Raw genomic sequence first — 16,658 nt, 5'->3', positions numbered from 1 at the left:
ACCCGCGCCGGCGCACCCGCCTGGTCCGTCTCCGGCCAGGCCGGCGACTTCACCGGCGGACTGTCCGGCAAGTACCTCGGCTGGACCCCCTCCGTCCTCGCCGAAGGAGCCGGCGCCCAGCCCGGAACCACCACCGCCCCCGGCATCGACACCGGAAACGGCCTCGCCGACTCCGCCACCCTCGGCTCCGCCACAACCGGCCACACCAAGGGCACCGCAACCCTCGGAGCCACCCTCGACCTACGCCTGCCCACCACCACCCAACCCGGCACCTACACCACCACCCTCACCCTCACCGCACTCAGCTGACCAACACACCAACACACCAACACACCAACACAACCCCGCACAGCCGCCACTCCAGGCGGCCCACCGGGGCCGTGAGACATCGCGTGCGGCCGACCGCGCTCCTTTCAGGGCGCGGTCGGCCGCTCGACGACGACGGAGAGAAACCATGACCAGGAGATCCGCCACACCGGCCGTACCGCGCCACATTCTCGCCGCCATGCTGATGGCGCTCGTGACACTGCTGTGGACTCCGCCGAAGGCCACGGCCGCACCGACGACGACGGCATCCACGCCCGTGGCGGCAGGAGACCAGATCTCCTGGGGCGCCGCGCCCGCGGACACGCCTGTCGGCACGGGCCGTAACCGCTTCACCTACACCCTCGCACCCGGCTCTCGTGTCACCGACGCCATAGCCGTGGTCAACCGCAGCGACACCACCATCAAGCTCCGGGTCTACGCCAGCGACGCCTTCACCACTCCCAGCGGCGGCATCGATCTCCTGCCCGCGGACAAGAAGCCGAGCGACGTCGGCTCCTGGATCACCATGAGGTCCAGCACCCTCACACTGAAGAGCCAGAAGTCGGCGGTCGTGCCCTTCACCCTCACGGTCCCCGCCAAGGCCACACCCGGTGACCACTCAGGTGGCGTTGTGACCTCACTGATCACCAAGACCGACGGGAAGACCGTCCGGCTGGACCGCCGGCTGGGCTCCCGCCTCTACCTCCGGGTCGCGGGACCGCTCTCGCCGGCCCTCACCGTCACCGATGTCCACACCGCCTACCGCGGCACCCTCAACCCGGTCGGCAGAGGCAGCACACATGTCACCTACACCGTCGCCAACACCGGAAACGTCCGGCTGAAGGCCCACCAACTGATCAGGACAAGCGGACTGTTCGGCCTGATCAGCCAGAACGCCCGCGTCGCCGACCTGCCCGAGGTCCTGCCCGGCAGCTCACTGACCCGTACCGTCACCGTCACCGGCATCTGGCCCGCCTTCCGGCTGGACACCGACGTCATCCTGCGGCCGATCGCCTCGGACGACCTGCCTCCTCTCCAGGCAGACGAGGCCACCGCGTCCCACTCGCTGTGGGCCTGGCCCTGGGGGCAGTTGATCGTGCTGGCGGCCGTCATCGCAGCCGCATGCGGCTGTCCGCTACTGCGCAAGCGGCGCAAGCGCAAGGTCGAACAGGCCATCTCCGACGCCGTCACCAAGGCACTGCGCAGTTCCACCACCGAGGCGCGGTCGTCCCAGGACCAGCCCTCTTCACACTGACGGTCCGGCCACACCCCGGAGGAACCCTGGACCGGCTCTGTCACCCGTGCGCGGGCATGCCTGTCCGTGCCTGGAGCCGGTCGAGCACCGAGCCGTACACGTAGAGGAATTCCTGCCGAATCTCCCAGGTTTCGCCGTCTCTCACAGGGAGCGACCAGAGCTGCTCTCCGGAGTCCGGGCTCATCGCGACCAGCTCCTTCCTCGTCTGATCCTCGCTGATCCATGTCGCGTAGAGCGTGTCGTTCCCCGCTATGACAGGTATTCCCATGGCCTGCCTTTCCCAGGATCCGCGCGCCGCTCCAGTGGCGTCATCGAGCAACAGGAGCCGCACCCCGGTGCCGGATCCGTCCGCGGCGGCAGGCCCCGTGAACTCAGCGGTGAACAGCAGCTCTCTGTAGAGAAGAGGCTTGTGGGGTACGGCATCTCCGCGCAGCGCACGAGACCAGATCTCGCGGCCGGTGTGCGCGTCGAGCGCGATGAACCGCCCGTCGGCCACCGCGTGTACCTTGCCTCGCTCGCTCAGTGCCGTCTCGGGCTCAAGAGTGTTGAAGGTACGGGTCCACAGTTCGGCGCCGTCGGAGACCCGCAGTGCGGTGAGCCGGCCCTCTCGGCCGGGCAGGGTGTTGGTACCCACCAGAATCCCATTCCGGACCGGGGCTCCCGAGGGGTAATTCATCTCGACAGGTCTGCTCCACAACAACTGCCCGGTGGTGGGGGCGATGGCGTGGACTCGGCTGTTCCAGTCCGCGTCGACGCACATGATGAGAACCGAGTCCTCCAGAGGCATCACTCGACTCATGTTGGGAACCGAGGCCTCCCATACGGCTTTTCCCGTGGCTGCCCGCAGGGCGCGTACCCGCGCTGTACCGATGTCCGGAGGCGCGCTCGCCTCGCCGTTCTCCCCGTAGATCACCAGGTCCCGCCACCGAGTGAAGTACGGGGCAGCGGAGGTGGGGCGGGACCACAGTAAAGTGCCGTCAGACGCATCCAGAGCGAGAAGTGCGGGTAGGCCGGAGCCCGACCTGACCGTCACGACCACTCCATCGCCCAGTAGCGGCGTGTCCTGCTCGACATCGTTGTGGCGGACGACCTCAGGCGGTGGCGTGTACCGCCAACGCTCCTTCCCCGACACGTTGTCGAAGGCGCGGATCCGGCCGCCCCATTCGGCGCTGTAGAGCATCTTGTCCCCAAGAGCGGGAACCGCGGAGTTCGGGGCACGTTTCACAGGCCAGCCTGGCGCCGTCCCGGCGGGTTCCGCGCTCGGGGTCAGCGGAATCACCCTGAATGGAGGCTCATCCTTCCCGGTAAAGGTCGCTTTCCCCTGTCCGGAGCGGTAGAGCCAGGTCCCCGCGCCGAGCGCCGCCGCCATGGCGCCGACCACGAGGAGCCGTCGCGAGAGCCCTTGGCGGCTCCGCCGCGTGCGGTCGTTCTCGTCCGCGCCCGTATCCATGCCTACGGGTGCTCCGCCCCTGCCCGCGTCTGTTCCGCGGCGGTCCGAAAGGGAGCACCGTCAAAGTCAACCGTATGAGTCTCCGGGTTCTCCCCGGCGACGGCCCAGACCAGTTGGAGTTCCCATGCGTAGTAGCCGTCTTCGGCCACCGCCAGGATTCTCAGACTCTCGGGGTCGTCGCTCGACATGGTGAGCGGGAGCTGCAGAGGACGGGCACGGTCCGCGCCGAGCTGGTCGAGTTCGGCGCCCGCCATCGCCTCGGCCCCCAACGCGACTTGGTCCGGCCACCTCTGATACATCTCCCGTACCGAGACGGCCCGGCCGACCGGGAGTTGGCGCAGAGGAATGCTGAAGGAATGGTAGTAGCCCGGGCCACCGCAGCCGGGACGGAACGGTTTCAGCCGCGGAGTCTCCTTCCGGCTGATCACCTTGACCCGGATGTCATGAAGTGTCGCCTTCTTTCCGGTGGTGGATGTATCGAGATAGAGAGTGAACGTGTTCTGGGCTACGGCGTCATGCTTCTTCAACCAGGCGATAAGGCTCTCGGTCTGCCAGTCCCCGTCCGCGCGCTGCCGGAATTCGTCGAGTGCCGCGCCGTATCGCCCGGGAGGTATGGCCCACTGCTGGTCGCACGGAGAGACGACCGGCAGAGCCACTATTTTGACCTCGGCCTTCCCGAGACCAAAAGCGTCTTCTACCCATGAACTCAGAGCGGTGCCCCACGGTCCGTAGAGAGACCCAAGGACCAGAAGAAGCCCGCTTCCCAGCAAACCGGCGATGATGTCCCATCTTCGCGACGGCTTGTCCTCCCGCTCCGGCGAAGCTCCGCCGGGACCTGGGTCCCTCGGCTGAGACGGATGCCTCTGGCCGCTGCCGGAGGTTGTCGACGGCGTCCGGGTGGGCGGGACGGCCGCCGGGCCCTCCGAGGGCGGGCCGGGAGGTACGCCAGGAGGCGCCCATCCGCTGGACGCCTGGGCCTGCCGGTCCGACGCACCGTCATCTTCCGTTTCACGAGCCATCGTTGCCCCGCCCCCTCGGTCGACAACTGGGCATCCTAAGGGCTCGCCGGGAATCAAGATGCCGCTTGCCGTCCTGTTCGGCAGCAGCGGAATGCCCTCGGTGGGCCGTGGTGGGTGTGGTCGAGCAGCATGAGGCGATGCATCTGAATCGACCGCCGCCTCGCGAGTTGAAGATCATTGATACGGCTTCGCTGCTCGGCCTGGAGGAGCGGGCGCCCGAACTCAGCCTTAACCAACACTTGGATCGGGCGTGCGTGCTGGAGAATGCGGCGCCCGACGGAGCCCACTACCTGCGGGTGGGAGCACTTGAAAGCCGCGACTATTCTCCGGTGGTTCCGTCGATCCGCTCGCGGAGCAGGTCGGCGTGGCCGTTGTGACGCGCGTACTCCTCGATCATGTGGGTGAGGACATAGCGGAGGGAGAACACCTCAGCACGCCATTGAACGGTGGCGTCGAGGGACTCGGCGGCTTCCACGATCGCTTGGGAGCGCGCGGACGCTGCTCGCCAGACTGCGAACGCTTCGTCAGGATCGGCTGCCTCGCTGTCGAACTCGGCGAACGTGCCATGCACTGTCCCCGGCCAGTAGGCCCGCACATCTTCGCCGTTCCATACGACCTGAAACCAGCTCCGCTCGACCTCGGCGACGTGGCGGATCAGCCCGAGCAGGGAAAGCCCCGACGGCGGAACCGCCTTCTCCCGCAACTGCTCGGTGGTCAGCCCCGCGCACTTCAGGGCCAGAGTCTCGCGCTGGTACTGCAGGAAACCGGTCAGCGAGGTGCGCTCGTCGGCCGTCCGCGAAGGTTCGGTCCGCTGGTGATCACTCATCCCGGCATCATGCCAGGGGGCTACTGATGCAGCTCGGCCGTTGAGGACGAGGGCGGTAAGCCCGCCCGAGTCGCGTCGAACGACAGCGGCCCACGCGCCCGCCCTGCCGCACGGCCGAGGTCACAGGACCCGCTCGCCCGATGGTGAGGCCCGAGGCGCAGCGCACGGCGAGCGCGCTCGCTCAGCGTAACGGCGATACCAGGCCCGGCTCGTAGGCGACGATGACCAGCCGGACCCGGTGACGGGCCGCCGGCCTGGTGAGCAGCCGACCCACGTGGGCCTTGGCCGTGGGCGGGCTGATGAGACCTCAGATATGGGACAGCCCTCGGTCGGCGACGCCCGGCACGCACGCTCGCCGCGTTGTCGAAGCCGTCCGAGTGCGTCCAGTACGAGGACAATCCTCCGCCTTGCGATCGCACGCGCCGGACGCCGTCGGCCCCACCCTCCGGGCAGACGGCGCCACTTGCGCAACACGTCCTAGAGTGCCGCGAGGGGCATTAGTACGGCTGGGCCCGCGCCGCGAAGGCCGGTGCCATCTTGTCCTGCGAGGTGCGTGGGAAGGAGACCTTCTTCGGATTTCCGTCCGAGACGTACCAGTTCTTCCCGGCGGCGAGCTTGTCCAGCCAGCGCGACGAACCGAACTCCGCGTCCTGGTCCTTGGGGCCCGCCGAACGGATCCGTGGGATCGCGTTGGGTGTGAAGGCATTGGCGAACGGCGAGACTGACGGGTTGGCCCCGACGAGGTACACACCGTCGTAGCGGTAGCCCGTTCCCCGCGCGGCGACCTCGGCCGGCTGAGGCATGGCCCCGAAGGGCAGGGCGAGGGACGTGACCCGGGTCCCGGGCGCGGCCTTCTCGATCGCCTGCTGTCCGGCGGCGATGGCTCCCGAGGCGCCCGCCTGGTCCAGGGAGCGCAGGTTCTGGTGGCGGTCGGTGTGGTTGCCGACCTCGTGTCCGTGCGCCTTCAGCCAGGTCAGCGCCCTGGCGGAACCGGTGGCCGAGAAGGCGTCCGCGTTGACGAAGAAGGTCGCCACCGGCTTGAACGCCGGATACTTCTTCGCCGTCTCCGCCAGGATGGCGACGGCCGTGTCCGGTGCCGGATTGCCGTCCTGGCCGAGGCGCATCTGGCTGTTGGTCGAGTCGTCGAACGTGAGGACCACCGGGTGCGTTCCGGCCGGGATGTCGATGCGGCCCGTCTGGAAGTCCCGGGCGGTGACCGGCACGTACTTTTCCCGGGCGAGGCGCTCCAGCTCGGCCCGGAAGTCGGCCGGGGTGCGGTCGTAGACGCTGGCCGGTTTCTCGGTGAGCTGGTGGTACATCAGCACCGGCACCTGGCCGAGCTCGTCGGCGCCGACCTCCGCCGGGTTCTTCAGGGCGACAGGGCTGGACGCCGCCGGTGAGGCGACCGGTGACGACCCCGGGGAGCAGCCCGAGGCGAGCAGAGCGGCGCCTGCCAGGGCGCAGAGCGGGACGAGTGGGTGGCGCATGAGGGACCTCCAAGGCGAACGTGTCGCGCCATCCCTACCGGCCGCGGGAGCCCCCGTACCGCACCGTCCCCTGGATGGCGCAGTCACCACGCCGGGCCCGAACTCGGCTGTTCGTGTGAAATCCGGTCAGAACAGGAGGACCGACACGCCGTGCGGCAATCAATGGAGAGACCACCCGGCCACAGCACGAAGGGCGCCATGATGGCTAAGAGACACATACCGCACTCCGACTACTCCTACCGCCACCGCCGGCCGGCCCGCCGGCGCGCCCTGATAGCGACGGCCGTAGTGCTCGCACTGGGCGGAGTGGGCTGGACCTTCTTCGTATCGGGACCGGGCGTGCAGGGTCTCGCCGACGGCGCCGTCCTCGACGGGCGCAGGGCCGCACGGGTCAGCGCCTACCTCGACGCCAAGGCGGCCGGCGCTCAGGAGAAGGTGCGCGCCACCCTCGACGGAGCGGTGGTCGCGGTCAAGCCCGAGGGTGCCCGTCTGAAACTCGCCCTCCCGCCTCTGGCCGAGGGCCGTCACACCCTGGTGGTGGAGGGCGCGAGCAGTCTGCCCTTCGCCTCGTACCGGGAGGTCGTGGACTTCATGGTGGACACCACCGCTCCCGACCTGAAGGTGGCCGAACCCGACGTCAAGAACGTCACCGGACCCGTGACCATCACCGGCAAGGCCGCCACCGACGCCAAGGTGACCGTCGACGGCAAGGAGGTTTCCGTCGACAAGGCCGGCGCCTTCAAGATCACAGTGCCCAAGGGCACACCCGTCGTGCAGTTCACCGCGGTGGACCGGGCCGGAAACACCACCACCAAGGCCGTGTCCGCCCGGGGCCGTCGTCCCATGATCCGCGCCGCGCACATCACCGCCATCGGCTGGGGCAACGACACCCTGCGCGGCAACATCCTCGCGCTGGTCCGCAGCGGCAAGCTCAACGCCGTACAACTGGACGTCAAGGACGAGGACGGCGAGGTCGGATACGCCTCCCAGGTGCCGCTGGCCCGTCAGATCGGCGCATCCAAGGGCTACTACGACGCCCGCAAGGCGATCGCCGAGATCCACGCGGCAGGCGCCCAGGTCATCGGCCGCATCGTCGCCTTCCGCGACCCCAAGCTCGCCACGGCCGCCTGGAAGGCCGGCAAGCACAACCAGGTCGTGCTGACGCCCGAGGGTCAGCCCTACGGCGCCGGCGGCCACTACGGAGCCCTGGCCTTCACGAACTTCGCCGACGTCACGGTCCGCAAGTACAACCAGGACCTCGCCGTCGAAGCGTCCAAGCTCGGCTTCGACGACATCCTCTACGACTACGTGCGCCGCCCCGACGGACCGCTGTCGAAGATGCGCTTCCCGGGCATCGGGACCGCCACACCGGAGCAGTCCATCACCTCCTTCGTCGCCGACACCCGGACCGCGATGCGCCCGCACGCCAAGTACCTCGGCGTCTCGGTCTTCGGCATAGCCGCCACCCGGCCCACCGAGATCGCCCAGGACATCGCCGCCCTGGTCAAGGTCAGCGACTACATCGCGCCGATGGTCTACCCGTCCCACTGGGGCCCGGGAGAGTACGGCGTAGCCAACCCCGACACCGCTCCGTACGCGATCGTGCAGCGCTCGCTCGCCGACTTCGCCCGCCAGGCGAAGGGCACCCAGACCGCGATCGTCCCGTGGCTCCAGGACTTCTCGATGGGCAGCACCTACGGGCCGACCCAGGTGGCCGAACAGATCAAGGCCGCGGCGGCCAACAAGATGGACTCCTTCATCCTCTGGAACGCCGGTGCCCGCTACCAGGGCGCGGCGCTCCAGCAGATCGCCGCTCACTGACGCGGCAGACGAGAGCCGTGTTCCCGGCATAGATGGTGGCAGGGGCGGACTCGCGGCAGGTCGCGAGTCCGCCTCTCCGGCCGGTGAGACGCGTCCCAGGATTGCCCGGTGCGAAGCGGACTACAGGTTGTAGCCGCCCGACACCTCGATGTTCTGGGCGGTGACCCAGCCGCTCTCCGCGGAGAGCAGGGTGGCGATCATCGCGCCGATGTCGTCGGGTTCGCCGACCCGGCCGAGAGCGGTCTTCGCCGCGAGGACCGGGATGACCTCAGGAAACCGGTCGAAGGCGTCGTCGGCGATCCGGGTGCGGGTCGAACCCGGCGAAACGGCGTTGACGCGGATGCCTCGCGTGCTGAACTCCTTGGCCATGTAGCGGGTCAGTACGTTCAGGCCGCCCTTCATCGACGCGTAGGCCGAGTAACCGGGCTCCAGGCCGGACGCCATGGCCGAGTTGCTGCTCGTGTTGACGACGGCCCCGCCGTCCTCCATCCGCGGCAGCAGGCTTTGGGTCAGGAAGTACGGACCCTTGAGCAGGACCCGCATCAGCCTGTCGAACGTTTCCTCAGTCGTGTCCTCCAGCAACGACGTATGCGCGAAGCCGGCGTTGTTGACCAGGTAATCGAATGTGTCGCGCTGCCAGGTGTCGCGCAGCACGCCGACCACGGACTCGTGGAAGGCCGGGAAGGTGCCCGTCTCACCGACGTCCAGCTTCAGTGCGACGGCCGTGCCGCCTTCCTTCTCGATCGCGGCCGCCGTTTCCAGCGCTCCTCGCGGATTGTTGCTGTAGGTCAGAATCACTCCGGTGCCGCGCCTGGCGATGTGAATCGCCGCGCTCCGCCCGATACCGGAGCTGGCGCCGGTGACGACCGCGACCTTCATGCTGTTCCTCCTGTTGTGGTGGAGCCTCTGCCGATGCCCGGTGTGGACACCGACAGGACGGTGGTGACATACGAATTGCTCTGAGTGGCTCGGCAGTTGTGCTGCCGGGATGTCCAAGGACGCCGGACGGGACCTGATCCGTCGGTGTCCTGTGCTCGATGGCGCGGCGCTATACGGCGGAAGCCGGGGTCAGGACGCGCCTGAGCCAGTCGTCGCGTGTCCGGCGCGCCCCGGCCGAGATCCGGGCCTGTGGATAGAGCGCGTCGAATCCGTGGAACCCGCCGGCCCAGACGTGGAGTTCCGCCTGGCCGCCGGCCGCCCAGATCCGGCCGGCGTAGGCGATGTCCTCGTCGCGGAAGACCTCGGCCGAGCCGGCGTCGATGTAGGTGGTCGGCAGGCCCGAGAGGTCGTCGGCCACGGCGGGCGAGATGTAGCCGGACACCTGCTCGTCCGTGCGGCCACCGAGCACGGATCGCCATCCGAACTCGTTCATCTCGCGGGTCCAGACGCCGGGCGTGCCGGAGTACTGCCGGCTTGAGGTGGTGATGTTGCGGTGGTCGAGCATGGGACAGATCAGCATCTGGGCGGCGACCGCCGGAGTGCCGAGGTCGCGTGCCATCAGAGCGACTCCGGCGGCGAGGCCACCGCCGGCGCTGGCGCCCGCGACGATGATGCGGGCGGGATCAATGCCCAGGTCGTCGGCGTGCTCGGAGATCCAGAGCAGGCCCTGGTAGCAGTCCTCGACCAGGGTCGTGCCGGTGGCCTCCGGCGCCAACCGGTAGTCCACGGAGATGACGACGGCGCCGAACAGGTCGAGCCACTCCAGCGGGATGTCGATCTGCGAGAAGCGATCTCCCATGATCATTCCGCCGCCGTGCATCCAGTAGACGCACGGCGCCGCGGTGGAGCGCTCGGTCCCGGCGGGACTGAAGATCGACAGTGGGATCCGCGCACCGTCCGCGCCGGGCACGGTGACCTCGCGCCGGTCGACCGAGCGACCTTCGAGAAGCGGCTCGACCGGCGTCGGCGGGAGCAGACGAAGCTGCGCGAGTACGTCGGGGCTGAGCCGGGTCATCAGCGGCATGTCGGCGAGCAGCGCGCGCAGCTCGGGGTCCAGGTCGGGGCGTGCCAGGGTCATGGTGGCCACCTTTCGTGTGCGGGGTCGAGGGCCGCGGGGCCGTCGGACCGGATGGAGGAGCGAGGAAGGACGGGCCGATCGGTCCACGGGTCTCAGAAGGCGGCCTTGCCGCGGACCGGGACGTAGTCGGTGTACTCGGACTCCTTGGCCAGCATTCCGTCGATCCGCGACACGATGCTCTGAGCGGCCTCGCCGGCGAAGATCCGGTGATGGTCCTCCTCGCTGGTCCAGCCCTCGGTGATGTGGACCACGTCGGGGTTGGACGCCGAGCGGCTGACGAGGTAGACGACGCAGTATTCGCTCGCGCCGGGACTTCCTTCGTCCAGGCCGGTCAGCAGCAGGTCGACGAGCTGATCAGCCAGTCCGGGCTTGGCGGTCAAAGTGGCGTTGAATCCGTAGGTGGCGATCACGGCTACCTTCTTCTGCGGTCGGCGGAATGTGCGTGTGCGGTCCTGGAGCGGGAGCTCTTTGGTCCCGCCCTGGGCTCCAGTGATTCCATTCAACCCGCCTGACCTGCGGAAACGATAGAACGATGCTCGCGAGGACTTGCACGATTCTCTTCCGCCTGGGAGCAGGCGACCGGTGGTGTGCTGCAATGAAGGCATGTACCTCGACGAGCTCCGCACCTTGCTGGTCCGGCACGCGCGGCCCGACTGGACCACCGCCATCGACGGCGTACTCATCTCGAAGGTCGAGCGGTCCGATCCACCGGCGCCGTCGATGTCCGGCACGGTGCTGGCGGTCATCGCGCAGGGCGCCAAACGCCTCGCGCTGGGCAACCGGGTTTTCGAATACCACGCCGGGCAGTACCTCGTCGCCTCGGTCGACCTGCCCGTCACCGGCCAGTTCACCGAGGCCAGTCCCGAGTATCCGGCGATCGGGTTCGGGCTCACGCTGGAACCGTCCGCCGTCGCCGAACTGCTGCTGCAGGCCGGGCCGGGAGACGCTCCGCGCGCCGGCGGAAGCGCGGTGCCGGGCATCGCGGTCAGCGACGCTCCGGACGCGCTGCTCGACGCCGTGGTCCGGCTGCTGCGCCTGCTCGACGAGCCGCGCGACCGGACGGTGCTCGCGCCGCTGGTCAAACGCGAGATCCTGTGGCGGCTGATCACCGGTGAACAAGGCGACATCGTGCGCCAGCTCGGGCTCGCCGACAGCAGCCTCAGCCATGTCGCGCGCGCGGTGCGGTGGATCCGCGAGCACTACGCGCAGCCGTTCAAGGTCGAGGATGTGGCGCAGCTCTCCGGCATGAGCGTCTCCGCCTTCTACCGCAACTTCCAGGCGGTGACCGCGATGAGCCCCATCCAGTTCCAGAAGCAGATCCGGCTCCAGCAGGCCCGGCTGCTGCTGGCCACCCGTCCCAACGACGTCACCGGAGTCGGTCACCGGGTCGGCTACGACAGTCCGTCGCAGTTCAGCCGGGAATACCGCCGCCAGTTCGGCGCACCGCCCAGCCAGGACGCCGCCGGCCTGCGCCACGCCGTGCCCGCCACCGCGGGTGTCCTTCCCTGACGTATCACGCGTACGGCGAGTTACGCGTACGACGAGTTACGTTTCAGTCCTGCGCCGACGGGTGCGCGCGATGCGGTGTGGCCGGCTCGCTGGTCCAGGCGGCGAGCAGGCGCAGGGCCTGCTCGGAGGGCGTGCCGGGTTCGGCGGTGTAGATGCCGAGGACCTGGTCGTGGTCGCCGGTGACGTCCAGGGCTTCGTAGTCGAGAGTGAGGTCGCCGACCAGCGGGTGGTGGAAGTGCTTGGTGCCGTAGGTGCGGCGCTGGATGTCGTGGTCGGCCCACCAGGTGCGGAAGTCGGGATCGCGCAGCGAGAGCTCGCCGATGAGCTCGGCGAGCTGAGGGTCGTGCGGGTGCTGGCCGGCGTACAGGTGCAGGGCGGCGACGCTGGTGCGAGCGATGCCTTCCCAGTCCTGGTAGAGGGTGCGGGCGCCTTCGTCGAGGAAGATGAAGCGGGCCATGTTCCGCTCGCGGTGGGGCAGGGCGTCGAAGTCGGTGTAGAGGGCGCGGGCCAGCGCGTTGGAGGCGAGGATGTCCGTCCGGCGCCCGACGACCAGCGCCGGGACCTCACTCAGGGTCTCCAGGATCCGGTACAGCCCGGGTCGGACCCGCTGCGGCGCCAGTGGGCGGGGCCGCGTCCGGGCGGGCCGGGCCACGGCGAACAGATGGCTGCGCTCGTCTCCGGTCAGCCGCAGCGCGCGAGCGATGGCGTCGAGCACGGCCTCGGAGGCGTTGACGTTGCGGCTGCGCTCCAGCCGTACGTAGTAGTCGACGCTGACGCCGGCGAGCTGCGCGACCTCCTCCCGGCGCAGCCCCGGCACCCGGCGGACCGTCGGTGCGGGCGTCAGGCCGGCCTGCTCGGGAGAGATCTTGGCGCGGCGGGTGCGCAGGAACTCTCCGAGCTCGCTGCTCCGGCTGCTCGGCGTGGGCCGGTGGTCATCCATGTCTTCACGTTACGGCGCCGACCGCGTCGGCCTCGACCGTAAAGGGGTACTGCCGGACCCCCGGCTGGGCCATGCCTCTTCCGGCGCTCTGACCAGCCGCTTCTGGTGCTTGTCTGGAAACAGAAGGGCACGATTTCCTCCTGCCGCCGGGCGGCGGGACGCACAGAGAGGCCAATCCCATGACCGACCACGGACGCGTCACCACTCCGTTCGGCGCACGGACCACCGCCGCGGAGGTCGTCGCGGGCGTCGATCTGGCCGGCCGCCGCGCGGTGGTCACCGGCGGCTCCTCGGGCATCGGCGTGGAGACCGCGCGGGCCCTGGCCGCCGCGGGCGCCGAGGTCACGCTGGCCGTCCGCGACACCGAGGCAGGTGCGAAGACCGCCACCGACATCACCGGCACCACGGGCAACGGCCGGGTCCTGGTCGCGCCGCTCGATCTGTCCGACCAGGAGTCGGTCGCCGCGTTCGTGACCGCGTGGCAGGGCCCGCTGCACATCCTGGTCGACAACGCAGGCGTCATGGCCACGCCGGAGACACGCACCGCCGAGGGCTGGGAGCTGCAGTTCGCCACCAACCACCTCGGCCACTTCGTCCTCACCACGGGCCTGCGCGAGGCCCTCAAGGCGGCCGGGGACGCCCGGGTCGTCGTGGTCAGTTCGGTCGGCCACATCAACGGCGAGGTCCTCTTCGACGACATCAACTTCGAGCACCAGCCGTATGACGCGTGGGCCGCCTACAGCCAGTCCAAGACCGCCAACATCCTGTTCGCTGTCGAGGCCGCCAGGCGCTGGGCGGCCGACGGCATCAGCGTCAACGCCCTCAACCCCGGCCGGATCGCCGACACCAGACTCTCCCGGCACATCGGCTCGGCCATCAACGCCCCGGCCTCCTTCGAGCCCGGACGGAGCGACGGTGTGTCGGTGAAGAACACCGAGCAGGGCGCCGCCACCTCCGTACTGCTCGCGGCCTCACCGCTGGTCGAGGGTGTCACCGGCCGGTACTTCGAGGACTGCGACGAGGCCGGCCCGCACCAGCCGGGCATCCGCCGCGGCGTGGCCGCCTACGCTCTCGACGCGCGGAAGGCGGCGCGCCTGTGGCAGGTCTCCCTCGACATGATCGACGCCGCCCGCCGCGGTCACTGACCAGTACCGGACCCGCCCGCCTGTGAGCGCCACCGGTCGCACCTGACGGCACACCACCGAGCCGCCTCGTAAGAGCGGTGACGCAGGTCACGTTTTACCTGTTGCTTACCTTGTTGCTCCCTCGACATGATCGCATTTGGTCACCAATGGCTCTGACAAGGACTCAACTATGCGTTTACATAGGTGAATTGGATCCATAGCCGCCATCCTCGGCCTCACCGTCGCCGGAATGGCCGCCACCACCGGCACCGCACACGCCGCCTCCTACAACGGCGCCTGCGGCTCCGGCTACAGCGTGATCGACTCCATGGACACCTACGACGGTCACACGTTCCTCACGTACAACAGCTCCAACGGCTACAACTGCGTCGTCACCGTCAGCGACTATCCGGGCACCGCGATGTTTCTGGACGCCCGACTGCGGCTCTCCAGGAACGACACCGTGTGGAGGGCCAACGAGATGAACGCGGGCACCTTCAGCTACTACGCGGGTCCTGCCGAGGCCCTCTCCCGAGGACGGTCAGCGGAGAGCCGTGGGGTCGGAGAGGAAGTGGATGCCGGTGAGGCGTTCGCTTTCGGTCCACAGGAAGGCGCCCTCGGCAGGGTCGTCGGCGCCGCGCGGCAGCGGGACAGGCTTGGGACTGCCGGCGGTCTGGTCGCGGCCGGCCGGCGCGATGAACTGGCCGCTGTGGGCGTCGAGGCTGGTGGCGGCGTAGAGCGAGGGCCAGGCCGCGCCTTCGGCCGAGCCCATCACGGTGCGCGAGGTCAGGGCGACGATCAGCTGTGACAGCGGACCCTGGCTGTGGCGCTGGAGGTTTGTCATGGCGGAGCCGGGATGGACCACGAGGGCCTCGATACTGGTGCCGGTCAGGCGGCGGGCGAGTTCCTGGGTGAAGACGACGTTGGCGCGCTTGGACTTGGCGTACGCGCTCATCGCTCCATAGCGGCGGTCGCTCATCAGGTCCTCCAGGCGTCCCATGCGCCAGGTCGCGGCGATCGCGCTGACCGTGACGATCCGTGCGGCCGGTGACCGGAGCAGGGCCGGCATCAGCCCCGCGGTGAGGGCGAAGTGCCCGAGGTGGTTGGTGCCGAAGGTCAGCTCGAAGCCGTCGCTGGTGGTGCGGCGCTCAGGGATGTTCATCACGCCCGCGTTGTTGAACAGCAGGTCGATGGTCTCCGTCTCGGCCAGGCGCTTACTCGCCTGCTGGAGCGAGGCGAGGTCGCCGAGATCGATGACCGCGGTCGTGATCTTCGCGTCCGGCTGCTCGCCTCGAAGCCCGGCGGCAGCCTCGTCGAGCTTGTTCTGGCTGCGGCCGGCGAGGATCAAGCGGGCGCCGTGGCGGGCCAGCACGCGGGCGGTCTCCAGGCCGATGCCACTGTTGCCGCCCGTGATCAGAGCGGTCCGGCCCTGCTGGTCGGCGATCGCGTCCGGCGTCCAGGGTGCGGCAGAGGCGCGGGAGGTGGAATTCATGGTGTGTCCTTTCGAGTCTGTGTTCGTCCGACGGCGGGGCTGAGGCATGCCGTGCCCGGATCGCCTCTCGGCCGTCGGATGTCGGCGGGTCGGTTCCGCGCCGGGCCGGGGCACGGATCGAGCCTCGGCGGGATCCGTGTCTCCGCCGGGGCCGGCCGCGTCCGGGCCCGCTGAGGCGCTGTCAGTTGTGCAGTAGCGCGGCGACGTTCTTGGCCGCGTCGGCGCCGTCCCGCGTTCCCAGCGTGACCGCCAGCGGCTTGATCTTCGGGTTCAGGGCGTCACGAATGAGCTTGTCGGTGCCTTCTCCGCCGGTGATCCGGACAACCTTCAGGCCCTCGTCTTCGAGCGTGGAGAGGGCTTCCTCCTCCACCGTGTTCGACAGGTTGGGCGTGGGCATGCCGATGTAGATGATGGCGTCGAGCTTCTTCTCCTTGACCAGACCGGCGGAGAAGGTGGCACGCGGCGCGTCGGTGTAGTGCTGTCCGTCGATCTCGATGGCGGGCAGGAAGCCGGGAACCGCCGCGGAGGAGGCGACCGCGGCGGCGAGAGGGACGTCGTCGCTCTTCTTCCACAGCACGGTCTCGCCGGTCCCGGCATTGACGGAGGTGGCCCGGAAGTCGAGTGCGGGCCATTCCTTGTCCGGGAGCGCCGAACCGACGTAGGCGACCAGGTCCGGGCCGGAGATGAGGGTCTTGGCCTTCATCGCCAGCGCTCCGATCCTCCTGCCCCGTTCCTCGATGGTTCCCTGGGTGGAGCTGAGCGCGGCGATGACGTCCTTGGGTAGGGGATCGCCCTTACCGGCCGGTACCGGTGCGGAGACACCCTTTCCGGCACGCTGGGCTTCGACGACCTGGCCGAGGTCGTCCACCGCGCTGAAGTAGGCCCCGGCGATCGCGCCGGCCGAGGTGCCGACGACGACATCGACGGTGTCGCGGGTCAGCCGCGCCTTGTCGTCCAATGCGGCGAGCACGGCGGTTTCCCAGGCGACGCCACTCTCGCCGCCGCCTCCGAGGATGATCCCGACGCGCGGCCGCTCCGGCTTCGACGCGGTGCCGGATGTGCCGGACGGCGTGGAGGCGGGAGACGAGCACGCGGTGACGACCAGCGCCACGGTGGCCAGCGCCGCGGTCGTACCGAGGACGCGTCCCAGAGGGCGGCGAGCGGTCTTCGTAGTCATCTGCTTCTTCCATTCTTCGCTGGTGAGACGCGCGGCCACGCACCACGTCATGGCACGCACTGCCCATCGGGCCGCACTCGGTCGTTCCTGTCGACCAACCGGATAGTTAAATTGAAGCGAGAGTGTCGCCGGATGTCAACTAGCCGGTTAGTCGCATGCTCTGGGTCGCCAAATGCCAAGTCCCGACCGGTGGATCGGCCGCTTAGGTGACTGGGCTGAGCGTCAGACGAGGAAA

General features: G+C 69.0%; 14 protein-coding genes and 1 pseudogene. 5 read left to right on the top strand and 10 right to left on the bottom strand.

What is annotated here, in order from left to right; all coding sequences use genetic code 11:
- A pseudogene (locus tag PV679_RS30745) lies at window positions 1-309 on the top strand (metallophosphoesterase); the annotation flags it as partial.
- A gap of 145 nt (window positions 310-454) precedes the next feature.
- Complete coding sequence (locus PV679_RS30740) at window positions 455-1,561, top strand: WxL protein peptidoglycan domain-containing protein (RefSeq protein ID WP_319683915.1); 1,107 nt, start codon at window positions 455-457, stop codon at window positions 1,559-1,561.
- Between the two features lie 40 nt (window positions 1,562-1,601).
- Here PV679_RS30740 and PV679_RS30735 read toward each other — a convergent pair whose 3' ends face one another.
- The 4 genes from PV679_RS30735 to PV679_RS30720 all read right to left on the bottom strand — a co-directional run bounded on the left by PV679_RS30735 (window position 1,602) and on the right by PV679_RS30720 (window position 6,343).
- Window positions 1,602-2,930 (bottom strand): PQQ-binding-like beta-propeller repeat protein, encoded by a 1,329-nt coding sequence (locus tag PV679_RS30735; RefSeq protein ID WP_319683914.1) that lies wholly within the window; start codon window positions 2,928-2,930, stop codon window positions 1,602-1,604.
- An 83-nt stretch (window positions 2,931-3,013) separates the two neighbouring features.
- Complete coding sequence (locus PV679_RS30730) at window positions 3,014-3,781, bottom strand: hypothetical protein (RefSeq protein WP_319683913.1); 768 nt, start codon at window positions 3,779-3,781, stop codon at window positions 3,014-3,016.
- Window positions 3,782-4,349: 568 nt separating this feature from the next.
- Window positions 4,350-4,856 carry a DinB family protein gene (locus tag PV679_RS30725; RefSeq protein WP_319683911.1) on the bottom strand — a complete coding sequence of 169 codons (507 nt, stop codon included), beginning with the start codon at window positions 4,854-4,856 and terminating at the stop codon, window positions 4,350-4,352.
- A gap of 497 nt (window positions 4,857-5,353) precedes the next feature.
- A complete protein-coding gene (locus PV679_RS30720; protein ID WP_319683909.1) occupies window positions 5,354-6,343 on the bottom strand; it encodes a polysaccharide deacetylase family protein in 990 nt (329 codons plus the stop codon).
- 198 nt (window positions 6,344-6,541) lie between these two features.
- Between PV679_RS30720 and PV679_RS30715 the strand changes: the two genes are divergently transcribed.
- Window positions 6,542-8,164: a putative glycoside hydrolase gene (locus PV679_RS30715; RefSeq protein WP_319683907.1), complete on the top strand. Its 1,623-nt coding sequence runs from the start codon at window positions 6,542-6,544 to the stop codon at window positions 8,162-8,164.
- A gap of 120 nt (window positions 8,165-8,284) precedes the next feature.
- Here PV679_RS30715 and PV679_RS30710 read toward each other — a convergent pair whose 3' ends face one another.
- The 3 genes from PV679_RS30710 to PV679_RS30700 form a co-directional block, all read right to left on the bottom strand.
- Window positions 8,285-9,043, bottom strand: a complete 759-nt coding sequence (locus PV679_RS30710; RefSeq protein WP_319683906.1) for an SDR family oxidoreductase — start codon at window positions 9,041-9,043, stop codon at window positions 8,285-8,287.
- Window positions 9,044-9,212: 169 nt separating this feature from the next.
- Complete coding sequence (locus PV679_RS30705; RefSeq protein ID WP_319683905.1) at window positions 9,213-10,181, bottom strand: alpha/beta hydrolase; 969 nt, start codon at window positions 10,179-10,181, stop codon at window positions 9,213-9,215.
- Window positions 10,182-10,273: 92 nt separating this feature from the next.
- Window positions 10,274-10,591, bottom strand: coding sequence for a putative quinol monooxygenase (locus PV679_RS30700; protein WP_319683904.1), 318 nt, complete (start codon window positions 10,589-10,591; stop codon window positions 10,274-10,276).
- A 193-nt stretch (window positions 10,592-10,784) separates the two neighbouring features.
- On the opposite strand from PV679_RS30700, the gene PV679_RS30695 reads away from it, so the two are divergent.
- The gene (locus PV679_RS30695) at window positions 10,785-11,690 is read left to right on the top strand and encodes an AraC family transcriptional regulator (protein ID WP_319683903.1); all 906 of its coding nucleotides are present in this window, start codon (window positions 10,785-10,787) and stop codon (window positions 11,688-11,690) included.
- 43 nt (window positions 11,691-11,733) lie between these two features.
- On the opposite strand, the gene PV679_RS30690 is transcribed toward PV679_RS30695, so the two are convergent.
- Window positions 11,734-12,630 carry a helix-turn-helix transcriptional regulator gene (locus tag PV679_RS30690; protein WP_319683901.1) on the bottom strand — a complete coding sequence of 299 codons (897 nt, stop codon included), beginning with the start codon at window positions 12,628-12,630 and terminating at the stop codon, window positions 11,734-11,736.
- 179 nt (window positions 12,631-12,809) lie between these two features.
- Here PV679_RS30690 and PV679_RS30685 point away from each other — a divergent pair, with 179 nt between their 5' ends.
- A complete protein-coding gene (locus tag PV679_RS30685) occupies window positions 12,810-13,775 on the top strand; it encodes an SDR family NAD(P)-dependent oxidoreductase (RefSeq protein WP_319683899.1) in 966 nt (321 codons plus the stop codon).
- Between the two features lie 520 nt (window positions 13,776-14,295).
- Here the strand turns inward: PV679_RS30685 and PV679_RS30680 are convergent.
- Window positions 14,296-15,246, bottom strand: coding sequence for an oxidoreductase (locus tag PV679_RS30680; protein WP_319683898.1), 951 nt, complete (start codon window positions 15,244-15,246; stop codon window positions 14,296-14,298).
- 181 nt (window positions 15,247-15,427) lie between these two features.
- A complete protein-coding gene (locus PV679_RS30675; protein WP_319683897.1) occupies window positions 15,428-16,423 on the bottom strand; it encodes a patatin-like phospholipase family protein in 996 nt (331 codons plus the stop codon).
- Window positions 16,424-16,658 lie beyond the last annotated feature (235 nt).

This window comes from Streptomyces sp. AK02-01A, from assembly GCF_033795305.1.
Lineage (GTDB): Bacteria > Actinomycetota > Actinomycetes > Streptomycetales > Streptomycetaceae > Streptomyces.
Note: the sequence above shows the minus strand (reverse complement) of the source record. Positions and strands in the feature narration are given on the sequence as shown.

Excerpts from the sequence above, each read along its gene's own strand:
- PV679_RS30740 (WP_319683915.1), top strand. The coding sequence starts at position 455 with ATGACCAGGAGATCCGCCACACCGGCCGTACCGCGCCACATTCTCGCC.
- PV679_RS30735 (WP_319683914.1), bottom strand. The coding sequence starts at position 2,930 with ATGGCGGCGGCGCTCGGCGCGGGGACCTGGCTCTACCGCTCCGGACAG.
- PV679_RS30725 (WP_319683911.1), bottom strand. The coding sequence starts at position 4,856 with ATGAGTGATCACCAGCGGACCGAACCTTCGCGGACGGCCGACGAGCGC.
- PV679_RS30720 (WP_319683909.1), bottom strand. The coding sequence starts at position 6,343 with ATGCGCCACCCACTCGTCCCGCTCTGCGCCCTGGCAGGCGCCGCTCTG.
- PV679_RS30715 (WP_319683907.1), top strand. The coding sequence starts at position 6,542 with ATGATGGCTAAGAGACACATACCGCACTCCGACTACTCCTACCGCCAC.
- PV679_RS30710 (WP_319683906.1), bottom strand. The coding sequence starts at position 9,043 with ATGAAGGTCGCGGTCGTCACCGGCGCCAGCTCCGGTATCGGGCGGAGC.
- PV679_RS30705 (WP_319683905.1), bottom strand. The coding sequence starts at position 10,181 with ATGACCCTGGCACGCCCCGACCTGGACCCCGAGCTGCGCGCGCTGCTC.
- PV679_RS30695 (WP_319683903.1), top strand. The coding sequence starts at position 10,785 with ATGTACCTCGACGAGCTCCGCACCTTGCTGGTCCGGCACGCGCGGCCC.
- PV679_RS30690 (WP_319683901.1), bottom strand. The coding sequence starts at position 12,630 with ATGGATGACCACCGGCCCACGCCGAGCAGCCGGAGCAGCGAGCTCGGA.
- PV679_RS30685 (WP_319683899.1), top strand. The coding sequence starts at position 12,810 with ATGACCGACCACGGACGCGTCACCACTCCGTTCGGCGCACGGACCACC.
- PV679_RS30680 (WP_319683898.1), bottom strand. The coding sequence starts at position 15,246 with ATGAATTCCACCTCCCGCGCCTCTGCCGCACCCTGGACGCCGGACGCG.
- PV679_RS30675 (WP_319683897.1), bottom strand. The coding sequence starts at position 16,423 with ATGACTACGAAGACCGCTCGCCGCCCTCTGGGACGCGTCCTCGGTACG.